Below are 24,420 nucleotides of genomic sequence, written 5' to 3'. Positions count from 1 at the left end.
CTGCCTTAGTCTCGCGTCTGGTATGGCAGTCGTCAATGGTTTTTAAAACGATGTTTTGATTTAACTTAAGGCAGCAAACCGCCTGCGCCACGGTGATTTAGCGGCCAAAGCGCGTTTTGTTTTGCCGATTAAGTGCGAAGCACGCTGTTACACTCAACTCTTCATGGGACTAACGAGATTGATAAAGTTATCCCGGCGATCGCCGATACTTGCCGCTGAGATGCTATTTGCAGGCACTCAACACCAACCAGGAAAAAACCATGGTGATGAAGAATTTGAGTCATCGGCTGCCTGTTTCAAATGAATTGGAGCAACAACAGGAAACGCGTCTCTTCTGGCAGCAGTGCCAACGATTCTATACTTTCCAGCCGATTTACCAGGTCTCAGGCCGCATGCTGGCTATTGAATTACTGACGGCGGTTACGCATCCCTCCGCGCCAGAAAAAAGGCTGTCGCCCGAAGACTATTTTGAAGCACTGACTATCGCGCAGCGGCTCGGTGTCGTCCAGGAACAACTCGAGCTGCTGATCACATGGTCAGCGTTTTTCAATCAGCGTCAGCTAGTGGCGTCAGTGAATATCGACGGTCCAACGCTGATGGAGATTGAGAAGCATGAGTCGATTCGCGCGCTGATCGCGCAGCTGCCTTGGGTGCGCTTCGAACTGACGGAACATCATGCGCTGCCGCAGGAAGAGATGGTGGCGAAGATGCCGGAACTCGGGCCGCTGTGGCTGGATGATTTTGGCTCTGGCATGGCGAACTTCTCCGCGCTGACCGAATTACGTTACGACTACATCAAACTCTCGCGCGAGCTGTTTATGCTGCTGCGCGCCAGCGATGAAGGCCGCTCGATGTTCTCCATGCTGCTGGCGTTAATTAACCGTTATTGCAACGGCGTCATCGTCGAAGGCGTGGAAACCGAAGAGGAGTGGCAACAGGTACGTAGCTCGCCCGCGATGGCGGCGCAGGGCTACTTCTTCTCGCGTCCGGTGCCGTTTAGCGAGCTGGAACGTATGGCACTTGAGCTTCCCTGATCCCGTTCCGCAGCGTCTCGACTATCCTTAGTCAGACGTGGAAGGGCAAGGAGGAAGCAATATGTCACGTACTCGAAAGATCCTGAGCTGGGTGTTCGGGATTTTTTTGTTATTGGTTGTAGTGATTGTGGTGCTCATCGCCACCTTTGACTGGAACCGCCTGAAACCAACGATTAATCAAAAAGTTTCAGCCGAGCTGAACCGACCTTTCGCGATTCGCGGCGATCTCGGCGTGGCCTGGGTTCGCAACCGTGAAGAACCTGGCTGGCGCAGCTGGGTGCCGTGGCCGCAGGTGCATGCCGACGATGTCATGCTCGGTAATCCGCCATCCATTCCTGATGTCACCATGGTGCATCTGCAGCGGGTTGAAGCGACGATTGCGCCGCTGGCGCTGCTGCATCAGCAGATCTATTTGCCGTGGATCAAGATGCAAAAGCCGGATGCGCGGCTGGTGCAAACCGCAGATAAAAAGAACAACTGGACCTTTGATCTTGCCAGCAGTCAGAACAGCGATGCTAACGCCGCGCCTTCTGCCTGGTCCTTCCGCCTCGACAACATCCTGTTCGATCAGGGACAAGTGCGCTATCGCGACGCCGTCAATAAAGCCGATGTCACAGTGACCATCAATCCGCTGGGCAAACCGGTGCCGTACGCCCAAGTGGCGGGCGGTGACGATCAGCAGAAAGGCGCGGGTGATTTTGTCTTTGGCTGGCAGGCGAACGGCACCTACAACAATCAGAAGCTGGATGGCGACGGCAAAATTGGCGGCATGCTATCGCTGCGCAGTAAAACCACGCCGTTCCCGCTGCAGGTGGATGTGCGTAATGGCACCACGCGTGTACGTATTGACGGTACCTTGCAGGATCCGCTCAATCTTGGCGGACTTGATGTGCGTCTGCGCTTCGCGGGCGATACGCTGGCCAATCTGTATGGCCTGACCGGCGTGCTGCTGCCCGATACGCCGCCCTATGAAACTGACGGCCATTTGATTGCGCGTTTCAATGAGGCGAAAGGGCCGCTATTCCGCTACGAGAAGTTTAACGGCCACATCGGCGACAGCGATATTCACGGCTCGCTCACCTATCGTCAGGGCAAACCGCGTCCAACGCTGACCGGTGAATTGACCTCGAACCAGCTGCGGATGGAAGATTTGGGGCCGCTGATTGGCGTCAACTCCGGCAAAGGCAGCGAGAAAACGCAGCAGGCCAAAGCGCAGCGCGGCGAAGCCTCATCGCAGCCTGCCGATCGCGTGTTGCCACACGACAAGTTTGATACCAAGAGCTGGGACGTGATGGATGCGGATGTGAAGTTCAGCGGCAAACGCATTGAACACAGCAGCAAGCTGCCGCTCAGCGATCTCTATACGCATCTGCAGCTGAAAAACGGCGACCTGTTGCTCGATCCGCTGCGCTTCGGTATGGCCGGCGGCAGCATCAACTCCACCATTCATCTGGAGGGCGACCGCAGCCCGATGCGCGGACGCGCCGATTTGCACGCGCGTAAGCTGCGTCTGCGTCAGCTGTTCCCGGATGTTACGGCGATGCAGAACAGTTTGGGCCAGCTCAACGGCGATGCCTCGCTGAGCGGCACCGGCAATTCGGTGGCGGATCTGCTCGGCACCAGCAATGGCGAACTGAAGCTACTGATGAATGATGGCCTGATCAGTCGCAGCCTGATGGAGATTGCCGGACTGAACGTCGGTAACTATGTGGTGGGTAAGCTGTTCGGCGATGATGAAGTGAAGATCAACTGCGCGGCGACCGATATGAATATTCGTCAGGGCTTAGCGACGCCGAAACTGTTCCTGCTGGATACCGAGAACGCGGTGATCAACGTGACCGGCAACGTTAATTTCGCGAATGAACGCATGGACTTGTCGATCAATCCGGAGAGTAAAGGGATTCGCATCATCACGCTGCGTTCGCCGCTGTATGTGCGCGGCACCTTTAAAAATCCGGATGCTGGGGTGAAAGCCGGACCGCTGATTGCACGCGGTGCCGCAGCGGTGGCGCTCGGGGCGGTGGTTGCTCCCGCCGCCGCGTTGATCGCACTGATTTCGCCTAGCGATACTGACGACAATCAGTGCAGTAATGTGCTGCAGCAGATGAAGAATCAGAAGTGATCAGTTACGCCACAGCACTTTGATGATGTGGTAACCAAAGGCGGTTTTCACCGGTCCGTAAGGCTGTAGCAGCGGACAGGAGAAGACCGCCTTATCAAATGCCGGTACCATTTGTCCTTTACGGAACTCACCCAAATCACCGCCGTTGCGTCCGGATGGGCAGGTAGAGTGTTTCTTTGCCAGCTGCTGGAAGTTCGCCCCTTTCTCAAGTTGCGCCAGCAGGGATTTGGCCTGCGCTTCCTCTTTCACGAGGATATGTAAAGCCGCCGCGGTTTTCGCCATGATGAAGTCCTAATGTGTATAATCCGGCCATTATAACCTCCTTTCTTTTGATTCAACTGAGCGAATTCCGTTATGCGTTTAAACCCCGGCCAACAACGAGCTGTCGAATTTGTCACCGGTCCTTGTCTGGTGCTGGCCGGTGCTGGCTCGGGTAAAACCCGCGTGATCACCAACAAAATCGCCCACCTGATCCGCGAATGTGGCTATCAGGCGCGCCATATCGCCGCCGTAACCTTTACCAATAAAGCCTCGCGCGAGATGAAAGAGCGCGTGGCGCAGACGTTGGGGCGTAAAGAGGCACGCGGCCTGATGATTTCCACCTTTCATACGCTGGGACTGGAGATCATTAAACGCGAATACAAGGCGCTGGGAATGAAAGCCAGCTTCTCGCTGTTCGACGATCAGGATCAGCTGGCCTTGCTTAAAGACCTGACCAAACAGTGGCTGGAAGAGGACAAGACGCTGTTACAGCAGCTGATTTCCACCATCTCCAACTGGAAGAACGATCTGGTCGATCCGCAGGGCGCAGCGGGTTTGGCGCAATCGCAGCGTGATCAGATTTTTGCTCACTGTTATCAGCTGTACGACCAACATCTGAAATCCTGCAACGTGCTGGATTTTGACGACTTAATCGCGCTGCCCACGCTGCTGCTGCAGCGCAATCAGGAAGTGCGCGAACGCTGGCAGCAGCGCATCCGCTATCTGCTGGTGGATGAGTATCAGGACACCAACACCAGCCAATATGAGCTGGTCAAGCTGCTGGTGGGTGCGCGCGCGCGCTTTACCGTGGTGGGCGATGACGATCAGTCAATTTACTCGTGGCGTGGCGCGCGTCCGCAAAACCTGGTGCTGCTGCAGCAGGATTTCCCGGCGCTGGAAGTGGTGAAGCTGGAGCAAAATTATCGCTCGACGCAGCGCATCCTGAAATCGGCCAACATCCTTATCGCCAACAATCCGCACGTATTTGAGAAGCGCCTGTTCTCAGAGTTGGGGCAGGGCAGCGAGCTGAAGGTGCTGAGCGCGAATAACGAAGACCACGAAGCGGAACGCGTAGCGGGTGAATTGATCGCGCATCACTTCATCAACAAAACCGCCTACAAAGATTACGCCATTCTTTATCGCGGCAATCATCAGTCGCGCGTGTTCGAGAAGCAGCTGATGCAGAACCGTATTCCGTATCGTATTTCGGGCGGTACGTCGTTCTTCTCACGCCCGGAAATCAAAGATTTGCTGGCTTATCTGCGCGTGCTGACCAATCAGGAAGATGACAGCGCGTTTCTGCGTATCGTGAATACGCCGCGCCGTGAGATTGGTCCGGCAACGCTGCAGAAGCTGGGCGAATGGGCCAACCTGCGCAATAAAAGCCTGTATAACGCCAGCTTCGATATGGGGCTGGAGCAAACGCTGAGCCGGCGCGGGCTGGAGCATCTGCAGCGCTTTACGCACTGGCTGAGTGAAATCGTCCAACTGACCGAACGCGAGCCAGTGAATGCGGTGCGCGACCTGATTCGCGGCATCGACTACGAAAGCTGGCTGTTTGAAACCTCGCCCAGCCCGAAAGCCGCTGAGATGCGCATGAAGAACGTTAACCTGCTGTTCCAGTGGATGACCGAGATGCTGGAAGGCGATGAGCTGAACGAGCCGATGACGCTGGCGCAGGTGGTGACGCGCTTTACGCTGCGCGACATGATGGAGCGCGGTGAAAGCGACGAGGAGCTCGATCAGGTGCAGCTGATGACGTTGCACGCCTCAAAAGGGCTGGAGTTTCCGTATGTCTATCTGGTTGGCATGGAAGAGGGGTTATTGCCGCACCAGAGCAGCATCGATGAGAACAACATCGAGGAAGAGCGGCGTCTGGCTTACGTGGGGATTACCCGGGCGCAGAAAGAGCTGACTTTTACGCTGTGCCGTGAACGCCGCCAGTATGGCGAGCTGATGCGCCCGGAACCGAGTCGCTTCCTGCTGGAGTTGCCGCAGGACGATGTGGTGTGGGAACGCGAGAAAAAAGTGGTGAGCGCCGAAGAGCGCGTGAAGACCGGACAGACGCGCGTCGCTGGATTGAGAGCGATGCTGGAGAATGCGAAGAAGGGTTGAGTTATCGGTTAGTGGTCGTAGTTCCCCTCCTCGGTCCGTGCTTGCAGTCCCCCTCCTCGGTCCTCCCCCATGAATGGGGGAGGAAGATGCTGCTATATGTGAGTCGGAAATTGCATGTGGCAGCATCTCCTTCCCCCGCTTGCGGGGGAAGGTCGGGATGGGGGACAGCCAGCACATTTCCAATCAGGAAATCGTCAGTAACCAGTGCACGTAGGACTGATAATGACTCTCTTGCTCCAGCAGCTCAGAACGCAGCGGATGCACTTCGCGCCAACCGGCTGGCAACGTCAAATGCAGCGCATCATCATCCGCCTGTAAACGCACGGCAGGCAAAGTGTCATCGCGACGACGACTCGAGAAAATAATCGCTAAACGCAACAAACGGCTCAAACGCTCCGCCATGCGCGGCGGTACGGCGTTTTGCTGGGTCAGCAAGGCTAAATCGATGCTGCCGCTTTGGTTCTGCAGCAGGCAAGCCAGCATTTTTTTCTGCGCGGGAGTGAAGCCAGGAAGATCGAGATGACGAATCAGGTAAGCGGCGTGTTGCGGTGCCTGGCGGAAATCGACGCTCAGGCCAATTTCGTGGATAGAACAGGCGCTAAGGAGTAGATCGCGACATCGGTTATCCAGCTTCCAACTGCTGCTCACCTGACGGAAGAAACTTTCCGCCAATTGACGTACGCGACCGGCCTGGTCAATATCAATGGCAAAACGACGCTGCACGTTCTGCAATGTGCGGCTGCGGATATCACGATCCACCGGCAGATGCAGCATGCCATACACTAAACCTTCGCGCAGTGCGCCGCCGGCTAGCGTCATGCCTTCAATGCTGAGTTCCTGGAAGATAGCGATGAGAATCGATAAACCGCTCGGGAACACTAAGGCGCGCTCCAGCGTCAATCCTTCAATTTCCAGCTCTTCCAACTTGCCGCACTGAATCGCGCGCTGTTTCAGCTGTTGCAGTTTGCTTAGGGTGATGCGCTCATCCATGCCCTGCGCCATCATAATTTCCTGCAACGCCTGTACGGTGCCCGATGCCCCGACACAGATTTGCCAGCCTTTCTCGCGCAGCGCAGCAGCCACCGGACGGATCATCTCGCGCGCGGCCAGTTCGGCCTGCTCAAAATTCTCTTTGGCCAAATGACGATCGCTGAAGTAGCGTTCAAGCCAGGTTACGCAACCCATCGACAAGCTGAACAGCGTGGTGGCATGTGCACCTTCGCCGGTCACCAGTTCAGTGCTGCCGCCGCCGATATCGACCACTAAACGCTGATCGGAACCGCCGGTGGTATGCGCTACGCCCTGATAAATCAGGCGTGCTTCCTCTTCGCCGCTAATAACATTCACCGCGCAGCCAAGAATCTGTTCAGCCGTTGTGAGGAAATCCTGCGCATTTTCGGCAAGGCGCAGCGTGGCGGTTGCCACCACGCGGATTTGTTCCGGAGGAATATCCTGCAGCTGTTCAGAGAACAACTTCAGGCACTGCCAGCCGCGTTGCATCGCCTCAGCGGAGAGGTGATTCGCTTTGTCGAGGCCAGCCGCCAGACGCACTTTGCGCTTTATCCGCGCGACGGTCTGAATGCTGCCAGACACCTCGCGCACCACCAACATATGAAAGCTGTTAGAACCTAAATCAATCGCTGCATAAAGTGACGATGCGCTTAGCATGGTGTGCTTAACCCGAACGTTTACGGTTGCTATTGCGCGGCGCGCCGCTCCGACGGTTACTGTTGTTCCCGCCACGGCGTGGGCCGTTACCCGAGCGGCTGCGTTGCAGACGTTTCGGCGGTGGCAGTTCGCTCATCAGCGCATCGCTGTTGTACTTGCTGACCGGAATACCGTGACCAATATACTCTTCGATTGCCGGCAGGTTCAGCGCGTACTCTTCGCACGCCAGGCTGATGGAGTGACCGCTGGCACCCGCGCGGCCAGTACGACCGATACGGTGAACGTAGTCTTCGCGATCGTCAGGCAGATCGTAGTTGAACACATGCGTGACGGCAGGAATGTGTAAACCCCGTGCCGCGACGTCGGTGGCAACCAGGATATCCACATCGCCTTTGGTGAAGTCATCGAGGATACGCAGACGTTTTTTCTGCGCTACATCGCCGGTCAGCAGACCCACGCGATGACCATCCGCAGCCAGATGGCCCCAAATTTCTTCACAGCGGTGCTTGGTGTTAGCGAAGATGATGGCGCGATCTGGCCACTCTTCTTCTACCAGCGTCTGCAGCAAGCGCATTTTCTCTTCGTTTGAAGGGTAGAAAAGCTCTTCTTTAATGCGGTGGCCGGTTTTCTGCTCGGGTTCCACTTCCACGTATTCGGCGTTGTTCATGTGCTCAAATGCCAGTTCACGTACGCGGTAAGACAAGGTTGCAGAGAACAGCATACTCAGGCGTTGGGTGGCCGGCGGCATGCGGCGGAACAGCCAACGAATGTCTTTAATAAAACCGAGATCGAACATGCGATCGGCTTCATCCAGCACAACAACCTGAATCGCGCCCAGGTTGACATGGTTCTGCTTGGCGTAGTCGATCAGACGTCCGGTGGTGCCCACCAGAATATCGACACCATCAGCCAGCACTTTCAGCTGTTTATCGTAGCCGTCGCCACCATAAGCCAGGCCCAGCTTTAAGCCAGTGACTTTCGCTAACGGTTCTGCATCGGCATGAATTTGTACGGCGAGCTCACGCGTCGGGGCCATGATCAGCGCACGTGGCTGATTGATCTGGCGACCTTCTGCGGCAGGATGAGAAAGAAGATAATGAAACGTTGACGTCAGGAACGCCATCGTTTTGCCGGTACCGGTTTGCGCCTGACCCGCAACATCACGCCCTGAAAGCGTAAAAGGCAATGCGAGCGCCTGGATAGGCGTGCAGTTAGAAAAGCCTTTGGTATCAAGGGCTTCTACCACCTGAGGGTGCAGGGCGAAGTCGGAAAACTTCTGTTCAGTTAAGTGTGTTTTGCTCATAGTGTGGTAGAATATCAGCTTACTAGCGCTTTACGAAAGCGTATCCGATGAAATAAAGTCAACCTACGTTGGTATCATTTCCGCCAATTCGCCAGGCGCAATCTTTTGGAGTTAAACATGAGCAGCGATAAGATCGTTCACTTGACCGATGACAGTTTCGACACAGACGTACTGAAAGCAGACGGTGTCACTCTGGTAGATTTCTGGGCTGAATGGTGTGGTCCTTGCAAAATGATCGCCCCAATTCTCGACGAAGTCGCAGAAGAGTACGAAGGTAAACTTACCATCGCTAAGTTGAACATTGATGACAACCCGGGTACAGCGCCAAAATATGGCATCCGCGGTATCCCAACTCTGCTGCTGTTCAAGAACGGTGAAGTGGCGGCAACCAAGGTTGGCGCACTGTCTAAAGGACAGTTGAAAGAGTTCCTGAACGCCAACCTGGCCTAAGCCCGGCGCGGTGTTTGTTCGGCAGTGGTGAATTTTTTCGCCACTGCTGGACGTCTCACTTTAAGCGTGTTAAGTTAATTTCACTGCATTACGCTCTTACCTTGTAGTTTGCATCTAAGTTTTCCCTTGTCAGACCCTACTCGCAATGAACGTTATCGTGGTTTGGCAATCTGATGACTAGCACATTCGGCATCATCTTTCGACTGTCTCCTCGTTTCCTATCGCCACATCTGACGATAATCGTCGAGCTGAGTTGAAAAAGAGCCATTAACAGGCATGGAATTTTTGCCATACCACTCACGACAATCATTTCGAGAATTACCCCGAGTTTAAGAACCCATCACTATGAATCTTACCGAATTAAAGAATACGCCGGTTTCTGAGCTGATTACCCTCGGCGAAAATATGGGGCTGGAAAACCAGGCGCGTATGCGCAAGCAGGATATTATTTTCTCTATCCTGAAACAGCACGCAAAAAGCGGCGAAGACATCTTTGGTGATGGTGTGCTGGAGATATTGCAGGACGGATTTGGTTTCCTCCGTTCTGGAGATAGCTCCTACCTCGCCGGTCCCGATGATATCTACGTCTCTCCCAGCCAAATCCGCCGCTTCAACCTCCGCACTGGTGACACCATTTCTGGCAAGATTCGCCCGCCAAAAGAGGGTGAACGCTACTTTGCGCTGTTGAAAGTTAATGAAGTTAACTATGACAAGCCGGAAAACGCGCGTAACAAGATTCTGTTCGAAAACCTTACGCCGCTGCACGCCAGCAAGCGTATGCGTATGGAACGCGGTAATGGCTCGACTGAAGATCTGACCGCACGCGTGCTGGATCTGGCTTCTCCGATTGGTCGTGGTCAGCGTGGTCTGATTGTGGCGCCGCCGAAAGCGGGTAAAACCATGCTGCTGCAGAACATCGCGCAGAGCATCGCCTACAACTATCCAGATTGCCTGCTGATGGTGCTGCTGATTGACGAACGTCCGGAAGAAGTGACCGAGATGCAGCGTCTGGTTAAAGGTGAAGTGATCGCTTCGACCTTTGATGAGCCTGCGTCACGTCACGTGCAGGTTGCTGAGATGGTGATCGAGAAGGCCAAGCGCCTGGTTGAGCACAAGAAAGATGTGATCATTCTGCTTGACTCCATCACGCGTCTGGCGCGTGCCTACAACACCGTGGTTCCAGCATCAGGTAAAGTGCTGACCGGTGGTGTGGATGCTAACGCCCTGCATCGTCCGAAGCGTTTCTTCGGTGCGGCACGTAATGTGGAAGAGGGCGGCAGCCTGACCATCATCGCGACCGCGCTGGTTGATACCGGTTCGAAGATGGACGAAGTGATTTACGAAGAGTTTAAAGGTACAGGTAACATGGAATTGCACCTCTCGCGCAAAATCGCCGAGAAGCGTGTATTCCCAGCGATTGACTACAATCGTTCCGGTACTCGTAAAGAAGAGCTGCTCACTACGCAGGAAGAGCTGCAGAAGATGTGGATTCTGCGCAAAATCATCCATCCAATGGGTGAAATCGACGCGATGGAGTTCCTCATCAACAAACTGGCCATGACCAAAACCAACGACGAATTCTTCGATATGATGAAGCGTTCCTAAGTTGCGATCGGCGAGTCACTAAGCCAAGCGGTGATTCGCACAATTTGCCAGGAAATATTGCTAACGCCACGTCTTAACGTGGCGTTTTTTATTTATGGGCATTAGGATTAGCGCAGTCAGGAAGCTTTTATATTGACTGTGACAGAGATTCGTTTGTTTTTTCAGCAATCAGACTTTTCTGTAGCAGAATTCGGAATAGGGATATACGGCAATGGCGGGTGTTTTGCATATTGTTGTCCACGATTTTAGCTGAGAGCATTAACGTGAATTTACTCACTATGAGTACTGAGCTTGGTTTAGTTTTTCTTTTTACTTTAGTGTTCCTGTTTTTTGCTCGCAAAGCAGCTAAAAAAATTGGGCTTGTGGACACACCAAACTCCAGAAAAAGGCACCATGGCGCCATTCCGTTAGTTGGCGGCATTTCCGTGTACGCGGGAATCTGCTTCGCTTTTGCCATCTCAAATTATTATTTGCCGCACGCGATGCTGTATCTGAGTTGCGCGGGCGTATTGGTGCTGGTTGGCGCACTGGACGATCGCTTCGATATCAGCGTTAAAATTCGTGCGCTGGTGCAGGCGGCGGTTGCCATCGTGATGATGGTCGGCGCCAAACTCTATTTGCTCAGTCTGGGCTTTATTATCGGGCCGGTTGAGTTAATTGTCGGTCCCTTTGGCTACGTATTGACGCTATTCGCCGTATGGGCCGCCATCAATGCGTTCAATATGGTGGATGGGATTGATGGCCTGCTTGGCGGCCTCTCCAGCGTCACTTTCGCCGCCATCGGCATCATTCTCTATTTCGACGGCCAGACCAGCCTCGCCATGTGGTGCTTCGCGATGATCGCCGCCACCATTCCTTATATCCTGCTTAATCTCGGCTTGATTGGCCGTCGCTACAAAGTGTTTATGGGCGATGCCGGCAGCACCATGATCGGTTTCACCATCATCTGGATTCTGCTGGAAACCACCCAAGGTCTGAGCCATCCGATCACGCCCGTCACCGCGCTGTGGCTGATCGCGATTCCGCTGATGGATATGGTGGCGATTATGTATCGCCGTTTGCGCAAAGGCATGAGCCCGTTTTCCGCTGACCGCCAGCACATCCACCATTTAATTATGCGCGCCGGATTCACGTCACGTCAGGCGTTCCTGCTGATTACCGTCGCCGCCGCGCTTCTGGCGGGTATTGGTGTGCTCGGCGAGTATCTGGCTTTCATCCCGGAATGGGTGATGCTGGTGCTGTTCATGATGGCATTCCTCCTTTATGGCTATTGCCTGAAACACGCATGGCGCGTGGCGCGCAAAATCCGTCGCATTAAACGTCGCTGGCAAAGCAGCGAAGATAAAAAATAAATTACCCAGAAAGTACCCTGATAAGGATTTTGTTATGACCTCTGTCGTTGTGGAGAACGAACTGGATATACGTGGCCTTGGCTGCACACTCTGGCGTGGTAAACGCTGGATTATCGGTCTGGCGCTGCTGTTTGCGCTGGTCGCCTGGTTAGCATCGATGTTAATGAAGCAGGCGTGGAGCACCACGGCGGTGACCGATCGTCCAACGGTCAATATGCTGGGTGATTTCTTCGTACAGCAGCAATTCCTCAATAATCTGGATGTGCGCACCAATACGCTCAATCTCAGTTCGCCAGCGCCGACCGTGATGGATGAGGTTTATCAGGAGTTCACCATGCAGCTGGCATCATGGGATACGCGCCGTGATTTCTGGCAGCAGACCGAATACTTCAAAAGCCGCAAAAGCGGTAACGCGCACAACGATGCGGCGCTGCTCGACGACCTGATCACCAACATTCAGTTCACCGCTGCCGACCCGGCGCGCAATATCTTAGATAACATTAAGCTGGTGGCCGAAACCGCCAGCGATGCTAACAATCTGCTGCGTCAATATATTGCCTACGCCAGCGAGCGTGCGGCGCGTCATCTCAATGCGGAACTGAAAGGCGCCTGGCAGGCGCGCAGCGTGCAGCTGGCGTCGCAGGTCAACCGCCAGCAGGAAGTGGCGCAGGCGGTATTTGAACGTCAACGTCAGCGCATCGAACAGGCGCTGAAAGTGGCGAGCGAGCAGGGGATTAAAGAGAACCGCGCGCCGGCAACCGGCGAGGCGTTGCCAGACAGCGATCGTTTCCTGCTGGGTCAGCAAATGCTGCAGGCGCAACTCGACACTTTACAAGCCAGCGGGCCTGCTTACGATTTAAGCTATGATCAAAACAAAGCGATGCTGAGTACGCTGCAGGCCGGTCCGCGTCTGGATAAACAATTCCAGACTTACCGCTATTTGCGCACCCCGGAAGAGCCGGTGTCGCGCGATAGTCCGCGCCGCCTGTTTATGATGATCATGTGGGGCGTAATTGGCGCGCTGGTCGGTGCGGGAGTGGCGCTGGTGCGTCGTCCGCGTTCAACGTTAGCAACGAGCCATTAAGAGAAGCCACGTGAAAGTTCTGACGGTATTTGGCACGCGTCCTGAAGCGATCAAAATGGCTCCGCTGGTGCAGGCGCTGGCGCAGGATGCTGCGTTCGAGTCACGCCTATGCGTCACCGCACAACATCGTGAAATGCTCGACCAGGTGCTGCGTTTGTTCCAGCTGCAGCCTGATTATGATCTGAATATCATGCGCCCGGAGCAAGGGCTGACGGAGATCACCAGCCGCATTCTGCAGGGCATGAAAACCGTACTCGCTGATTTCCAGCCGGATGTGGTGTTAGTGCACGGCGATACCACCACCACGTTTGCGGCCAGCCTGGCGGCGTTTTATCACCAGATTCCGGTGGGTCACGTAGAAGCGGGATTGCGTACCGGCAACCTGATGTCGCCGTGGCCGGAAGAGGCCAATCGCACGCTCACCGGCCATCTCGCCAGTTATCACTTCACGCCCACGCAAAATTCGCGACAAAATTTGCTGCGCGAGAATCTGCCAGATGCGCGCATTTTCGTGACCGGCAACACGGTGATTGATGCGCTGCTGTGGGTGCGTGATCGCGTGCTGGACGATGCCGATCTCAATGCCCGCCTCGCCGCGCGCTATCCGTTCCTCGACGCTGACAAAAAACTCATTCTGGTTACGGGTCATCGCCGCGAAAGTTTTGGCGACGGCTTTGAACGCATTTGCAGTGCGCTGGCGCAAATCGCGCGCCAGCATCCGCAGGTGCAAATTGTCTATCCCGTGCACCTCAATCCCAATGTCAGCGAGCCGGTTAACCGCATTCTCAGCGGCATCGAGAATATCATCCTGATTGAGCCGCAAGAGTATCTGCCGTTTGTCTGGCTGATGAATCGCTCATGGCTGATTCTCACCGACTCCGGTGGCATTCAGGAAGAAGCGCCGTCATTAGGCAAACCGGTGCTGGTGATGCGCGATACCACCGAGCGTCCGGAAGCGGTGGACGCAGGCACGGTGAAACTGGTCGGCACCGATATCAGTAAAATTGTCGCTGAAGTCAGCCTGCTGTTGCAGGACGATGAAGCCTGGCAGGCAATGAGCCGCGCGCACAATCCGTATGGCGATGGCCATGCCTGCGCGCGCATCTTGCAGGCCTTAAAACAACACAGAGTGTAACCATGCGTTTTGAAACCATTTCCGTTATCGGACTGGGCTACATTGGGCTGCCAACGGCAGCCGTTTTTGCCTCACGGGGAAAGAAAGTCGTTGGGGTGGATATTAATGTCCGCGCCGTTGAAACCATCAATCGTGGTGATATCCACATCGTGGAACCCGAGTTAGGTGAGGTGGTGCGCGAAGCCGTGCGTGCCGGTCATCTGCGAGCGACTACGCAGGCCGAAGCCGCCGATGCATTCCTGATTGCCGTGCCCACGCCGTTTATCGGCGACCATCAGCCGGATCTCAGCTATGTGCAGGCCGCGGCGCTGTCGATTGCGCCCGTATTAAAAGCGGGCGATCTGGTGATCCTTGAATCCACGTCGCCGGTGGGCGCCACCGAGCAAATGGCGGAATGGCTGGCGGCGGCGCGTCCCGATTTGCGTTTCCCGCAGCACGGTGAAGCGTGCGATGTGTTTATCGCTTACTGCCCGGAGCGCGTGTTGCCCGGCAAAGTGATGGTTGAACTGCTGGAAAATGATCGCGTCATTGGTGGCATGACGCCAGCCTGTTCCGCACGCGCCAGCGAGCTGTACCGCATTTTCCTGCGCGGCGCGTGTGTGGAAACCAATGCGCGTACCGCCGAGATGTGCAAATTGACAGAAAACAGCTTCCGCGATGTGAATATCGCCTTTGCCAATGAGCTGTCGCTGATTTGCGCCGAGCAGGGCATCAACGTGTGGGAGCTGATAGCGCTGGCGAATCGCCATCCGCGCGTCAACATCCTGCAACCCGGACCGGGCGTCGGCGGGCACTGTATCGCCGTCGATCCGTGGTTTATCGTGGCGCAGAATCCAGAACAGGCGCGACTGATTCGCACCGCACGTGAAGTGAATGATGCCAAACCGGGCTGGGTGCTGGATCAGGTAAAAAAGGCGTTAGCAGAGTGCCTCACCGCCAGCGGAAAACGCGCCAGCGATGTCACCATTGCCTGCTTTGGTCTGGCCTTCAAACCGAATATTGACGATCTGCGCGAAAGCCCGGCGATGAGCGTCGCGCATCGGATTGCCGAGTGGCACAGCGGCGCAACCTGGGTGGTTGAACCGCATGTGAAAGACATTCCGCAACGTCTGGCGCACGAAGCCACGCTGGTTGCCACGGACGTAGCGCTGCAGCAGGCGGATATTCTGGTGATGTTGGTTGATCACGCACAGTTCCGCGCGATTGATGCGGCACAGATTGCCCAGCCGTGGATTGTTGATACCAAAGGCGTGTGGCGATGAAACAGTTTCTGGTGACCGGCGGGGCAGGATTTATCGGTTCTGCGCTGGTACGTTTTCTGCTTGAAAACACTGAACACCGCGTGGTGGTGGTCGATAAGCTGAGCTATGCCGGCAATCTGGCGTCGCTGGCGCCGGTGCAACAGAATGCACGTTTCGCCTTCGAACAGGTGGATATTTGCCATCGCGCTGAGCTGGATCGCGTCATGGCGCACTATCAACCGGATTGCATTATGCATCTGGCGGCAGAAAGTCATGTTGACCGCTCGATCGATGGACCTATCGCCTTCATCGAAACCAATATTGTCGGCACCTATCAGCTGCTGGAAGCGGCGCGTCATTACTGGAATGGCATGGCAGATGAACGCAAAAAAGGCTTCATTCTGCATCATATCTCCACTGATGAAGTGTTTGGTGACCTGCACGGTAGCGACGATTTCTTTACCGAAACCACGCCGTATGCGCCGAGCAGCCCCTATTCGGCGACCAAAGCCAGCAGCGATCATCTGGTGCGCGCCTGGCTGCGCACCTACGGTTTGCCGGTCATCATCACTAACTGCTCCAACAATTATGGACCGTATCATTTCCCGGAGAAGCTGATCCCGCTCACCATCATTAATGCGCTGGCGGGCAAACCGCTGCCAGTCTATGGCAACGGCAGCCAGATACGCGACTGGCTATATGTAGAGGATCACGCGCGGGCGCTGTATAGCGTAGTGAGCAGCGGTAAAGTGGGGGAAACCTACAATATTGGTGGTCATAACGAGCGACGTAATCTTGAAGTGGTGGAAACGCTGTGCGATCTGCTGGATGAGTTGGCGCCGCAGCAGCGTGCACCGCACCTGAGCCGCTACCGTGACCTGATTACCTTTGTTAGCGATCGTCCCGGCCACGACCAGCGCTACGCCATCGACGCCAGTAAAATTGAGCGTGAGTTAGGGTGGACGCCGCAGGAAACCTTTGAGAGCGGCATTCGTAAAACCGTGCACTGGTATCTGGCAAACCCGCAATGGTGGCAGGCAATTCTTAACGGCAGCTATCGCGGTGAGCGTCTGGGATTAGCCACGCCGCGTTAAACGCACTTCAGAAGGATCAGCGATGAAAGGCATTATTTTAGCCGGAGGTTCGGGCACGCGTTTGCATCCGATTACCCGCGCCATCTCGAAACAGCTGTTGCCGGTATATGACAAACCCATGATTTACTATCCGCTGTCGGTACTGATGCTGGCAGGGATTCGCGAAATTTTGATCATCACCACGCCAGAAGATCGCGCCCATTTTGAACGCTTACTGGGCGACGGCAGTGAATTTGGGATTCAGCTAACCTATGCAGAACAACCCCGTCCTGATGGGCTGGCGCAGGCATTTATCATTGGCGAAAGTTTTATTGGTGACGATCACTGTTGTCTGGTGCTGGGCGACAATCTCTATTTCGGCCAGGGTTTCAGCCCCAAGCTGAAGAAAGTGGCCGCGCGCAGCAGCGGCGCGACCGTCTTTGCTTATCAGGTGATGGATCCGGAGCGTTTTGGCGTGGTGGAGTTTGATGACGACTTTAACGCGCTCTCCATTGAGGAAAAACCGCAGCAGCCGAAATCGCGCTGGGCGGTCACCGGACTCTATTTTTACGACAACCGCGTGGTGGAGTTCGCCAAACAGGTGAAACCTTCCGAGCGCGGTGAGCTGGAAATCACCGCCATCAACCAAATGTATCTCGATCAGGGCGAGCTTGCGGTGGAGTTGCTAGGGCGCGGATTTGCCTGGCTGGATACCGGCACGCACGACAGCCTGATTGAGGCGAGTATGTTTGTGCAGACGGTGGAAAAACGGCAGGGCTTTAAAATTGCCTGCCTGGAAGAGATTGCATGGCGTAACGGCTGGCTGAGCGATGCCCAGCTTTTAGCCGCGGCTCAGGCGCTAACCAAAACCGGCTACGGCCAGTATCTGCTGGATGTTCACAATGCCCGTCCGCGTCAATATTGATTCCCTTACGTGGGAAAATGAGTTCTTCGGTCAGAACAGCGCGCGCTTATCGCTGGATGGCGATTTGACGCTGGCCGAGGCCCTTCAGCAGCCGTATGCGCTGTGGCAAGTGAAGGTGCCCGCTGAACGCGTTGATGCCATCGATGCGCTGAGCCAGCATGGTTTTCAGTTAGTGGAAGGCGAAGCTGACCTTTCCCTCAGCATCAAACATACCGAGCGGCAAGTTGGCGTGCGCATTGCGCGGGAAGCACAAATCCCGGCACTGCGTGAAGCGGCTGCGCAGGCGTTTAGCCAAAGTCGCTTCCGCGCGCCGTGGTTTGCTGCGGCGGACAGCGGACGTTTCTACGCGCAGTGGATTGAAAATGCGGTGCGCGGCACCTTTGATAATCAATGTCTGGTGGCCTGCGATGAGCAGGGCGCGCTGCAAGGTTTCGTCTCGATGCGCGAAGTGGACGGCGACATGCGCATCGGTCTGCTGGCGGTATTGCCCGCCGCACAAGGTTGCGGCGTCGGCCAGCGCCTGCTGCTCGCCGCCGCCGACTGGGGCCGCGTACGTCAGCTAACGCATCTGCGCGTGGCGACCCAGCTCCGCAATCTCACGGCGTTGCGCCTCTATTTACGCAGCGGTGCGCGGCTGGAAAGCACCGCTTACTGGTTCTACAGGAAAGCCTCATGATCCCATTTAATGCGCCGCCGATTGTCGGCAGCGAAGTTGAATATATGCAGTCGGCGATGGCCAGCGGCAAGCTGTGCGGCGATGGCGGCTTTACTCGCCGCTGCCAGCAGTGGATGGAACAGCATTTCGGCAGCAAAAAAGTGCTGCTGACGCCATCCTGCACCGCGTCGCTGGAGATGGCGGCGCTGCTGATTGACCTGCAGCCTGGCGATGAAGTGATCATGCCGAGCTACACCTTCGTCTCCACCGCCAACGCCTTTGTGCTGCGCGGCGCGACCATTGTGTTTGTCGATGTGCGCCCCGATACGCTAAATATCGATGAAACGCTGATTGAAGCGGCGATCACGCCGAAAACCCGCGCCATCGTGCCAGTGCATTACGCGGGCGTGGCCTGCGAGATGGACAGCATCATGGCGCTGGCGGCGAAGCATAAACTCTATGTTATCGAGGATGCCGCGCAAGGCGTGATGTCGCAGTACAAAGGACGCGCGCTCGGCACCATTGGTCACATTGGCTGCTTTAGCTTTCACGAAACTAAAAATTACACCGCCGGCGGTGAAGGCGGCGCAACGCTGATCAATGACGCAAAGCTGGTGGATCGTGCCGAGATCATTCGTGAAAAAGGCACCAACCGCAGCCAGTTTTTCCGTGGTCAGGTAGATAAATATACCTGGCGCGATATTGGCTCCAGCTATTTGATGGCGGATTTGCAGGCGGCCTATTTGTGGGCGCAGCTGGAAGCGGCGGAGCAAATTAATCAGCAGCGTTTGCGTTTGTGGCAACGCTACTACGATGCGCTGCAGCCGCTGGCTGCTGCCGGCCGTATTGAGCTGCCGGTGGTGCCAAAAAATTGCCGCCACAATGCACATATGTTCTACATCAAGCTGCGCGACAGCGACGATCGTCAGGCGCTGATCAACTGGATGAAAGAGGCGGAAATCCTCACGGTGTTCCATTACATCCCGCTGCACTCGTCGCCAGCGGGTGAACGTTTTGGCCGCTTCCACGGTGATGATGCCTTTACCACGCGTGAAAGCGAGCGCCTGCTGCGCCTGCCGCTGTTCTACAACTTATCGGATAACAACCAGCGTACGGTGATCAGTTCGCTGCTGAGTTTCTTTGCCTGATGTCATTAGCAAAAGCGTCAGTCTGGACCGCTTCTTCCACGCTGGTAAAAATCGTTGCTGGCCTGCTGGTGGTGAAACTGTTAGCGATAAGCTTCGGACCCGAAGGGATCGGGCAAGCCGGTAACTTCCGCCAGTTGATTACTGTACTCGGCGTATTGGCGGGCGCGGGCATCTTTAACGGCGTCACTACCTTAGTCGCGCAACATAAGCAACAGCCACAACAGTTACGCGCGGTCACCGGCACGGCTTCGGCCATTGTGCTCGGCTTTTCAACGCTGCTGGCGCTGGTGTTTTTGCTGGCGGCAACGCCCATCAGCACGGCGCTTTTTGGTCATGCTGAATATGCCAACGTGGTGCGCATTGTCGCCTTTCTGCAGCTCGGTATTGCCTGGGCCAATCTGACGCTGGCGTTGCTGAAGGGCTTTCGCGATGCGCGCGGCAATGCGCTGGCGCTGATTGCCGGAAGTATCGTCGGCGTGCTGGGTTATGTGCTGTGCTGGTGGCTGGGCGGCTATGCTGGTGCGTTAGTGGGGTTGGCGCTGGTGCCGGCGCTGCTGGTGTTTCCGGCGTTGCTGATGCTACGTCGCCATCGCGATCGGCTGCCGCTGAGCTGGCTGATGCCAGGCTGGCATCCTGACCTGGCGCGCAATCTGGCGAAGTTTACGCTGATGGCGCTGATCACCTCATTCACCTTGCCGGTGGCGTGGGTGATGATGCGAAATCTGCTGGCCGAGCAGCAAGGTTGGGCGCAGGTCGGTTTATGGCAGGGCGTGACCAGTATTTCCGATGCCTACCTGCAATTTATCACCGCCACCTTTAGCGTCTGGCTGTTGCCCACGCTGGCGCGGCTGGAGCAGAAACCGCAAATCGCCCGTGAGATTGGGCGTGCGCTGCGCTTTGTGTTACCTGCCGTCTCAGCGGCCAGTTTCTGCGTATGGCTGCTGCGCGATGTCGCTATCTGGCTGCTGTTTTCGCCGCAGTTCAGCGCGATGCGTGACCTTTTCGTCTGGCAGTTGTGTGGTGATGTGTTTAAAGTCGGCGCCTATGTTTTCGGATATCTGGTGATCGCCAAAGCGTCACTGCGCTTCTATATTCTGACGGAAATCAGCCAGTTTGCGCTGCTGACCAGTTTTTCCCATTGGCTGATTCCGCTGCACGGGACCGCCGGGGCCGCGCAGGCTTACATGGCAACCTACGTTCTCTATTTCGCTATTTGTTGTGGTGCCTTCATGATTTATTGCCGGAAAAAATGACGACTTTTCACGTATTGGGATCGGATATCCCGCATCACAATCATACGGTGCTGCGCTTCTTTAATGACGTGATGAGCGCCGAGCTGCCTGGCGCTGCGCCGCGTCAGTTTATGGTGGTATCCAGCGCGCCCGAAACGCTGCAAGCGTATGCTTCATTGCAGATTGAAACCTTTGCCAGCAAGCGTGCGCTGGCGCAAGCGGTGGTGACGCGTGCTGCCGATCGCTCGCAGCGCTTCTTCTTTCACGGCCAGTTTAATCCCAGCATTTGGTTGGCCTTGCTGAGCGGCAAACTGCGTCGTCAGCAGGCGTTCTGGCATGTATGGGGCGCAGATCTCTACGAAGAAGGGCGCGGCCTTAAGTATCAGCTGTTTTATCTGCTGCGCAGAATGGCGCAAGGACGCGTGGCGCGCGTGTTTGCGACGCGCGGTGATTTGCACCATTTCCAGCAGCGTCATCCGCGCGTTCCCGCCTCGCCGCTCTATTTCCCGACGCGCATGCCGGACGTGGCGCTGCCTGCGCCAGTGGAAAGCCCCGATTTCACTATTCTGCTCGGTAACTCCGGCGATCGCAGTAATCGTCACATTGCCGGTTTAGAGGCGATTCGAGCCCAGTTTGGTGAACAGGTGAAAATCGTCGTGCCGCTCGGTTATCCGCAGAATAATCACGCTTATATCGATGAGATTGCCGCCGCCGCACAGCGCCTGTTCCCGGCGGGGCAAGTGACGCTGCTGCGCGACAAGATCGACTTTGATGCCTATCTGACATTGCTTAGCCGCTGCCAGCTCGGCTATTTTATGTTCGAGCGCCAGCAAGGCATTGGTACGCTTTGCTTGCTGATTCAGGCCAATATTCCGTTTGTGCTGAACCGCAAAAATCCGTTCTGGCGCGATCTTAGCGAGCAAGGTTTGCCGGTGCTGTTTAGCGAAGATGCGCTGGATAGCGCCAGCGTGGCCGAAGCGCAACGGCAATTAGCGCAGTGCGATCACTCTTCGATCGCCTTTTTTGCCCCCGGCTATCTGGCAGGCTGGCGCGACGCGCTAACCCTGAGTGAAAGGGAGAGAACATGAGCCTGTTGCAGTTTAGTGGTCTGCTGGTGGTTTATCTGTGTTCGCTGGGTTTCATTCTGACCCTAACCTGGCGGGAATTTAAACGGGTGCGCTTCAACTTCCACCTGTTCTTCACCATTTTGTTTTTACTGACCTTCTATTTCGGCTTCCCGCTGACCAGCGTGCTGGTATTCCGCTTTAACGTGGCGGTGGTGCCGCCGGAATATCTGCTGCAGGCGCTGCTGGCCGCTACCAGCTTTTATGCCATCTATTACGTTAGCTACAAGGTGCGGCTGTGGCCGGCCAATGCGCCTGCGCGCAAACCCTGGCTGCAGATGAACCGGGTTGAAACCCATCTGACCTGTCTGCTGCTGGCGCTGGTGGCGATTGGCACCGTGACGGTGTTCTTTATGCACAACGGCCTGCTGCTGTTCCGGCTTTCGGCTTACAACCAGATCTTCTCCAGCGAAGTGTCCGGCGTGGCGCTTAAACGCTTCTTCTACTTCTTTATTCCGGCGATGCTGATTCGCTACTTCCTCAAGCCAACCCAGCGTCAGTGGCTGTGGTTTTTGCTGGTGTCGGTGGCATTTGGCTTGCTGACCTACGCGCTGGTGGGCGGCACGCGCGCCAATATCATTATCGCGTTCGCGCTGTTCTTGTTTATTGGTATAACGCGCGGCTGGATTACGCTGTGGATGCTGGTTGGCGCCGGTGTGATGGCGATTGGCGGTATGTTCTGGCTGGCGTTGCGTCGCTATAACCTCGACGTAGTGGGCGATGAAGCGTTTTATACCTTCCTTTATCTGACGCGCGACACCTTCTCGCCGTGGGAAAATCTGGCGCTGTTGCTGCAAAACTACGACAAGATCGATTTTCAGGGGCTGGCACCGATTTGGCGCGATTTCTACGTGTTCATTCCCAGCTGGATGTGGCCGGGACGTCCAACAGCCATTCTTAACAGCGCTAACTACTTTACCTGGGAAGTGCTGAATAACCATTCCGGCTTGGCGATCTCGCCCACGCTGTTGGGTTCGCTGGTGGTGATGGGCGGCGTGTGGTTTATCCCGATGGGTGCGGTGGCTGTCGGCCTGCTGATGAAAGGCTTCGATAACCTTTATCTGTATGGCCGCGATACCAGCAACCGCTACAGCGGAGCGATTTTGCAGAGTTTCTGCTTCGGCGCAGTGTTTAATATGATCGTACTGGCGCGTGAAGGGCTGGATGCTTTCGGCTCGCGCGTGGTGTTCTTTTGTCTGATTTTTGCGGCCTGCATGTGGGCGGCTAAATTGCTTTACTGGCTGTTGGCGCGCGCGGGGTTGATTCGTCCGCGCAGCGAGCCGGTTTTACACAGCCCTTCTTAACCTTTGGGCACAACGGGAAATTCATACCATGGAAACCGATAAGCCGCGCTATAGCCTGCGCGGAGTCGATCTTCACGCCTTCAACGATATGGCGAGCTTTCTGCGCTTTCTGCTGCCCGAGGGTAAACCGCGTTGCGGCACGCTGGTGGCGATGAATGCCGAGAAAATGCTCACGCTGGAAGAAGATGCGCAGCTACGCGCACTGATCGCTGAGGCTGAGTTCAAATATCCGGATGGCATCAGCATCGTCCGTTCGCTGCGTAAGAAGTATCCTCAGCTGCAGGTGAACCGCATTGCAGGCGCGGATTTGTGGGAAGCGCTGATGGAGAGTGCAGGGCGTAGCGGCATTCCGGTGTTTCTGATTGGTGGACGTCAGGCGGTGCTGCAGGAAACCTGCGACAAGCTGCGCCGACAGTGGAATGTGAATATCGTTGGCAGTCAGGATGGTTACTTTGCGCCAGAAGCGCGCGACGCGCTGTTTGCCCGCATCGCCGCGAGTGGTGCGCAGATTGTCACGGTGGCGCAAGGTTCGCCGCGCCAGGAGCTGTTGATGCGTGATTGCCGCGCCCATTGGCCGCATGCGCTCTATATGGGCGTTGGTGGCACTTACGATGTGTTTACTGGGCACGTTAAGCGCGCGCCCGTTTGGTGGCAAAAGTCCGGACTGGAATGGCTTTATCGCCTTATTCGTCAGCCTTCGCGTCTGCGTCGCCAATTAAAGCTGCTGAAATACTTACGCTACCATTGGCGCGGCGATCTCTGAAATTGCTGGTTTTTACAGCAAAAATGAGAGGGTAAGCGCCTCAAACTGCTGTAATTATCGATGGAATGCACAAAGCGTAATCAAACGCGTTTTTTTTCTAAAAAAGGGCTGGACAGTATGAGGTCAAGCCCGTAGTATGCCCATCCGCAACGGCGCTACGCGCCCGTAGCTCAGCTGGATAGAGCGCTGCCCTCCGGAGGCAGAGGTCTCAGGTTCGAATCCTGTCGGGCGCGCCATTTAGTTTGTGCGCAAGAGCTTCGGTGGTTGGTTTAACCGCGTTATGCAGTGAATTTTAGTAAGCGAGACATGCTTACGCACCAGAATTATGGTGGCTATAGCTCAGTTGGTAGAGCCCTGGATTGTGATTCCAGTTGTCGTGGGTTCGAGTCCCATTAGCCACCCCAGATTTTGCTCGGTCACGCGATGGTGGCGGAATTGGTAGACGCGCTAGCTTCAGGTGTTAGTGTTCTTACGGACGTGAGGGTTCAAGTCCCTCCCTTCGCACCAGGCAAAATTACGCAGTAGCGTTAAAGAAGTAAAAAATCGGCGAGTAGCGCAGCTTGGTAGCGCAACTGGTTTGGGACCAGTGGGTCGGAGGTTCGAATCCTCTCTCGCCGACCATATTCGAAAAGCCTGCTTGAAAAAGCAGGCTTTTTTCGTTTATATCCGCCATTCGTGTTCTCAACTCTTCCCATCATTTCCTTTGAGCGTAATTCCGCACATTGTCGCTATTCAGATACATATAAATCACTGATTTATATGGGCATGACAATTCCTTGCATAGCTTGTCGCTCTGCGGAGACAGCTTTTTGAGTATTCGTCGCGT

General features: G+C 55.6%; 20 protein-coding genes and 4 tRNA genes. 21 read left to right on the top strand and 3 right to left on the bottom strand.

Translation table 11 applies throughout. The features are described from left to right. The first annotated feature begins 260 nt into the window (after nucleotides 1-260). On the top strand, nucleotides 261-1,034 hold the full coding sequence (gene pdeH, locus K5Y30_RS20245; RefSeq protein ID WP_222213090.1) for a cyclic-guanylate-specific phosphodiesterase: 774 nt from the start codon (nucleotides 261-263) through the stop codon (nucleotides 1,032-1,034). Nucleotides 1,035-1,095: 61 nt separating this feature from the next. Further along, on the top strand, nucleotides 1,096-3,156 hold the full coding sequence (locus K5Y30_RS20240; protein WP_137384898.1) for an AsmA family protein: 2,061 nt from the start codon (nucleotides 1,096-1,098) through the stop codon (nucleotides 3,154-3,156). Here the strand turns inward: K5Y30_RS20240 and ppiC are convergent, their stop codons facing one another. After that, on the bottom strand, nucleotides 3,157-3,438 hold the full coding sequence (ppiC, locus tag K5Y30_RS20235) for a peptidylprolyl isomerase PpiC (protein ID WP_008105734.1): 282 nt from the start codon (nucleotides 3,436-3,438) through the stop codon (nucleotides 3,157-3,159). Between the two features lie 72 nt (nucleotides 3,439-3,510). Here ppiC and rep point away from each other — a divergent pair, with 72 nt between their 5' ends. Continuing rightward, the gene (gene rep, locus K5Y30_RS20230) at nucleotides 3,511-5,532 is read left to right on the top strand and encodes a DNA helicase Rep (protein ID WP_222185704.1); all 2,022 of its coding nucleotides are present in this window, start codon (nucleotides 3,511-3,513) and stop codon (nucleotides 5,530-5,532) included. A 183-nt stretch (nucleotides 5,533-5,715) separates the two neighbouring features. Here the strand turns inward: rep and ppx are convergent, their stop codons facing one another. Continuing rightward, nucleotides 5,716-7,200 (bottom strand): exopolyphosphatase, encoded by a 1,485-nt coding sequence (gene ppx, locus K5Y30_RS20225; protein ID WP_222185705.1) that lies wholly within the window; start codon nucleotides 7,198-7,200, stop codon nucleotides 5,716-5,718. 7 nt (nucleotides 7,201-7,207) lie between these two features. After that, nucleotides 7,208-8,503 (bottom strand): ATP-dependent RNA helicase RhlB, encoded by a 1,296-nt coding sequence (rhlB, locus tag K5Y30_RS20220; RefSeq protein ID WP_222213088.1) that lies wholly within the window; start codon nucleotides 8,501-8,503, stop codon nucleotides 7,208-7,210. A gap of 117 nt (nucleotides 8,504-8,620) precedes the next feature. Here rhlB and trxA point away from each other — a divergent pair, with 117 nt between their 5' ends. From trxA to K5Y30_RS20130, 18 genes are all read left to right on the top strand, one after another. Then, entirely contained in the window at nucleotides 8,621-8,953 is a 333-nt protein-coding gene (trxA, locus tag K5Y30_RS20215) for a thioredoxin TrxA (RefSeq protein ID WP_008105741.1), read from the top strand. Between the two features lie 345 nt (nucleotides 8,954-9,298). Then, nucleotides 9,299-10,558, top strand: coding sequence for a transcription termination factor Rho (rho, locus tag K5Y30_RS20210; RefSeq protein WP_008105744.1), 1,260 nt, complete (start codon nucleotides 9,299-9,301; stop codon nucleotides 10,556-10,558). Between the two features lie 278 nt (nucleotides 10,559-10,836). Beyond that, nucleotides 10,837-11,910, top strand: a complete 1,074-nt coding sequence (gene wecA, locus K5Y30_RS20205; protein WP_101763775.1) for a UDP-N-acetylglucosamine--undecaprenyl-phosphate N-acetylglucosaminephosphotransferase — start codon at nucleotides 10,837-10,839, stop codon at nucleotides 11,908-11,910. Between the two features lie 34 nt (nucleotides 11,911-11,944). Continuing rightward, entirely contained in the window at nucleotides 11,945-12,994 is a 1,050-nt protein-coding gene (gene wzzE / locus K5Y30_RS20200) for an ECA polysaccharide chain length modulation protein (protein WP_137384901.1), read from the top strand. 10 nt (nucleotides 12,995-13,004) lie between these two features. Further along, nucleotides 13,005-14,129, top strand: coding sequence for a non-hydrolyzing UDP-N-acetylglucosamine 2-epimerase (gene wecB / locus K5Y30_RS20195; protein WP_008105750.1), 1,125 nt, complete (start codon nucleotides 13,005-13,007; stop codon nucleotides 14,127-14,129). A 2-nt stretch (nucleotides 14,130-14,131) separates the two neighbouring features. Further along, nucleotides 14,132-15,391: a UDP-N-acetyl-D-mannosamine dehydrogenase gene (gene wecC / locus K5Y30_RS20190; protein ID WP_222213078.1), complete on the top strand. Its 1,260-nt coding sequence runs from the start codon at nucleotides 14,132-14,134 to the stop codon at nucleotides 15,389-15,391. Further along, the gene (rfbB, locus tag K5Y30_RS20185) at nucleotides 15,388-16,464 is read left to right on the top strand and encodes a dTDP-glucose 4,6-dehydratase (protein WP_101763771.1); all 1,077 of its coding nucleotides are present in this window, start codon (nucleotides 15,388-15,390) and stop codon (nucleotides 16,462-16,464) included. Before wecC ends, rfbB begins: the two co-directional genes overlap by 4 nt. A gap of 22 nt (nucleotides 16,465-16,486) precedes the next feature. After that, complete coding sequence (gene rfbA, locus K5Y30_RS20180) at nucleotides 16,487-17,368, top strand: glucose-1-phosphate thymidylyltransferase RfbA (protein WP_101763770.1); 882 nt, start codon at nucleotides 16,487-16,489, stop codon at nucleotides 17,366-17,368. Further along, nucleotides 17,346-18,044, top strand: coding sequence for a dTDP-4-amino-4,6-dideoxy-D-galactose acyltransferase (gene rffC / locus K5Y30_RS20175; RefSeq protein ID WP_222213076.1), 699 nt, complete (start codon nucleotides 17,346-17,348; stop codon nucleotides 18,042-18,044). Before rfbA ends, rffC begins: the two co-directional genes overlap by 23 nt. Then, nucleotides 18,041-19,171, top strand: a complete 1,131-nt coding sequence (gene rffA, locus K5Y30_RS20170) for a dTDP-4-amino-4,6-dideoxygalactose transaminase (protein ID WP_008105756.1) — start codon at nucleotides 18,041-18,043, stop codon at nucleotides 19,169-19,171. The genes rffC and rffA overlap by 4 nt, the downstream gene beginning before the upstream one ends. After that, nucleotides 19,171-20,424, top strand: a complete 1,254-nt coding sequence (gene wzxE / locus K5Y30_RS20165; RefSeq protein ID WP_222213074.1) for a lipid III flippase WzxE — start codon at nucleotides 19,171-19,173, stop codon at nucleotides 20,422-20,424. Before rffA ends, wzxE begins: the two co-directional genes overlap by 1 nt. After that, complete coding sequence (locus K5Y30_RS20160; protein ID WP_222213072.1) at nucleotides 20,421-21,491, top strand: TDP-N-acetylfucosamine:lipid II N-acetylfucosaminyltransferase; 1,071 nt, start codon at nucleotides 20,421-20,423, stop codon at nucleotides 21,489-21,491. The genes wzxE and K5Y30_RS20160 overlap by 4 nt, the downstream gene beginning before the upstream one ends. Then, nucleotides 21,488-22,831, top strand: coding sequence for an ECA oligosaccharide polymerase (wzyE, locus tag K5Y30_RS20155; RefSeq protein ID WP_222213071.1), 1,344 nt, complete (start codon nucleotides 21,488-21,490; stop codon nucleotides 22,829-22,831). Before K5Y30_RS20160 ends, wzyE begins: the two co-directional genes overlap by 4 nt. Before the next feature lie 28 nt (nucleotides 22,832-22,859). Further along, a complete protein-coding gene (gene wecG, locus K5Y30_RS20150; protein WP_101763764.1) occupies nucleotides 22,860-23,594 on the top strand; it encodes a lipopolysaccharide N-acetylmannosaminouronosyltransferase in 735 nt (244 codons plus the stop codon). A 159-nt stretch (nucleotides 23,595-23,753) separates the two neighbouring features. Then, nucleotides 23,754-23,830: transfer RNA gene (locus K5Y30_RS20145), tRNA-Arg, on the top strand. A gap of 92 nt (nucleotides 23,831-23,922) precedes the next feature. Further along, nucleotides 23,923-23,998 (top strand) — tRNA-His (locus K5Y30_RS20140). Between the two features lie 16 nt (nucleotides 23,999-24,014). Continuing rightward, nucleotides 24,015-24,101, top strand: a tRNA-Leu gene (locus tag K5Y30_RS20135). A 37-nt stretch (nucleotides 24,102-24,138) separates the two neighbouring features. Next, nucleotides 24,139-24,215: transfer RNA gene (locus K5Y30_RS20130), tRNA-Pro, on the top strand. Nucleotides 24,216-24,420 lie beyond the last annotated feature (205 nt).

This window comes from Pantoea sp. DY-5, from assembly GCF_019795955.1.
GTDB lineage: Bacteria > Pseudomonadota > Gammaproteobacteria > Enterobacterales > Enterobacteriaceae > Pantoea > Pantoea leporis.
This window is presented reverse-complemented; position numbering and strand designations above follow the sequence as displayed.

Excerpts from the sequence above, each read along its gene's own strand:
- wecG (WP_101763764.1), top strand. The coding sequence starts at position 22,860 with ATGGAAACCGATAAGCCGCGCTATAGCCTGCGCGGAGTCGATCTTCAC.
- trxA (WP_008105741.1), top strand. The coding sequence starts at position 8,621 with ATGAGCAGCGATAAGATCGTTCACTTGACCGATGACAGTTTCGACACA.
- wzzE (WP_137384901.1), top strand. The coding sequence starts at position 11,945 with ATGACCTCTGTCGTTGTGGAGAACGAACTGGATATACGTGGCCTTGGC.
- K5Y30_RS20240 (WP_137384898.1), top strand. The coding sequence starts at position 1,096 with ATGTCACGTACTCGAAAGATCCTGAGCTGGGTGTTCGGGATTTTTTTG.
- rhlB (WP_222213088.1), bottom strand. The coding sequence starts at position 8,503 with ATGAGCAAAACACACTTAACTGAACAGAAGTTTTCCGACTTCGCCCTG.
- wzxE (WP_222213074.1), top strand. The coding sequence starts at position 19,171 with ATGTCATTAGCAAAAGCGTCAGTCTGGACCGCTTCTTCCACGCTGGTA.
- rho (WP_008105744.1), top strand. The coding sequence starts at position 9,299 with ATGAATCTTACCGAATTAAAGAATACGCCGGTTTCTGAGCTGATTACC.
- pdeH (WP_222213090.1), top strand. The coding sequence starts at position 261 with ATGGTGATGAAGAATTTGAGTCATCGGCTGCCTGTTTCAAATGAATTG.
- ppx (WP_222185705.1), bottom strand. The coding sequence starts at position 7,200 with ATGCTAAGCGCATCGTCACTTTATGCAGCGATTGATTTAGGTTCTAAC.
- wzyE (WP_222213071.1), top strand. The coding sequence starts at position 21,488 with ATGAGCCTGTTGCAGTTTAGTGGTCTGCTGGTGGTTTATCTGTGTTCG.
- rffC (WP_222213076.1), top strand. The coding sequence starts at position 17,346 with ATGCCCGTCCGCGTCAATATTGATTCCCTTACGTGGGAAAATGAGTTC.
- rfbB (WP_101763771.1), top strand. The coding sequence starts at position 15,388 with ATGAAACAGTTTCTGGTGACCGGCGGGGCAGGATTTATCGGTTCTGCG.
- K5Y30_RS20160 (WP_222213072.1), top strand. The coding sequence starts at position 20,421 with ATGACGACTTTTCACGTATTGGGATCGGATATCCCGCATCACAATCAT.
- rep (WP_222185704.1), top strand. The coding sequence starts at position 3,511 with ATGCGTTTAAACCCCGGCCAACAACGAGCTGTCGAATTTGTCACCGGT.
- ppiC (WP_008105734.1), bottom strand. The coding sequence starts at position 3,438 with ATGGCGAAAACCGCGGCGGCTTTACATATCCTCGTGAAAGAGGAAGCG.
- wecC (WP_222213078.1), top strand. The coding sequence starts at position 14,132 with ATGCGTTTTGAAACCATTTCCGTTATCGGACTGGGCTACATTGGGCTG.
- rfbA (WP_101763770.1), top strand. The coding sequence starts at position 16,487 with ATGAAAGGCATTATTTTAGCCGGAGGTTCGGGCACGCGTTTGCATCCG.
- rffA (WP_008105756.1), top strand. The coding sequence starts at position 18,041 with ATGATCCCATTTAATGCGCCGCCGATTGTCGGCAGCGAAGTTGAATAT.
- wecA (WP_101763775.1), top strand. The coding sequence starts at position 10,837 with ATGAGTACTGAGCTTGGTTTAGTTTTTCTTTTTACTTTAGTGTTCCTG.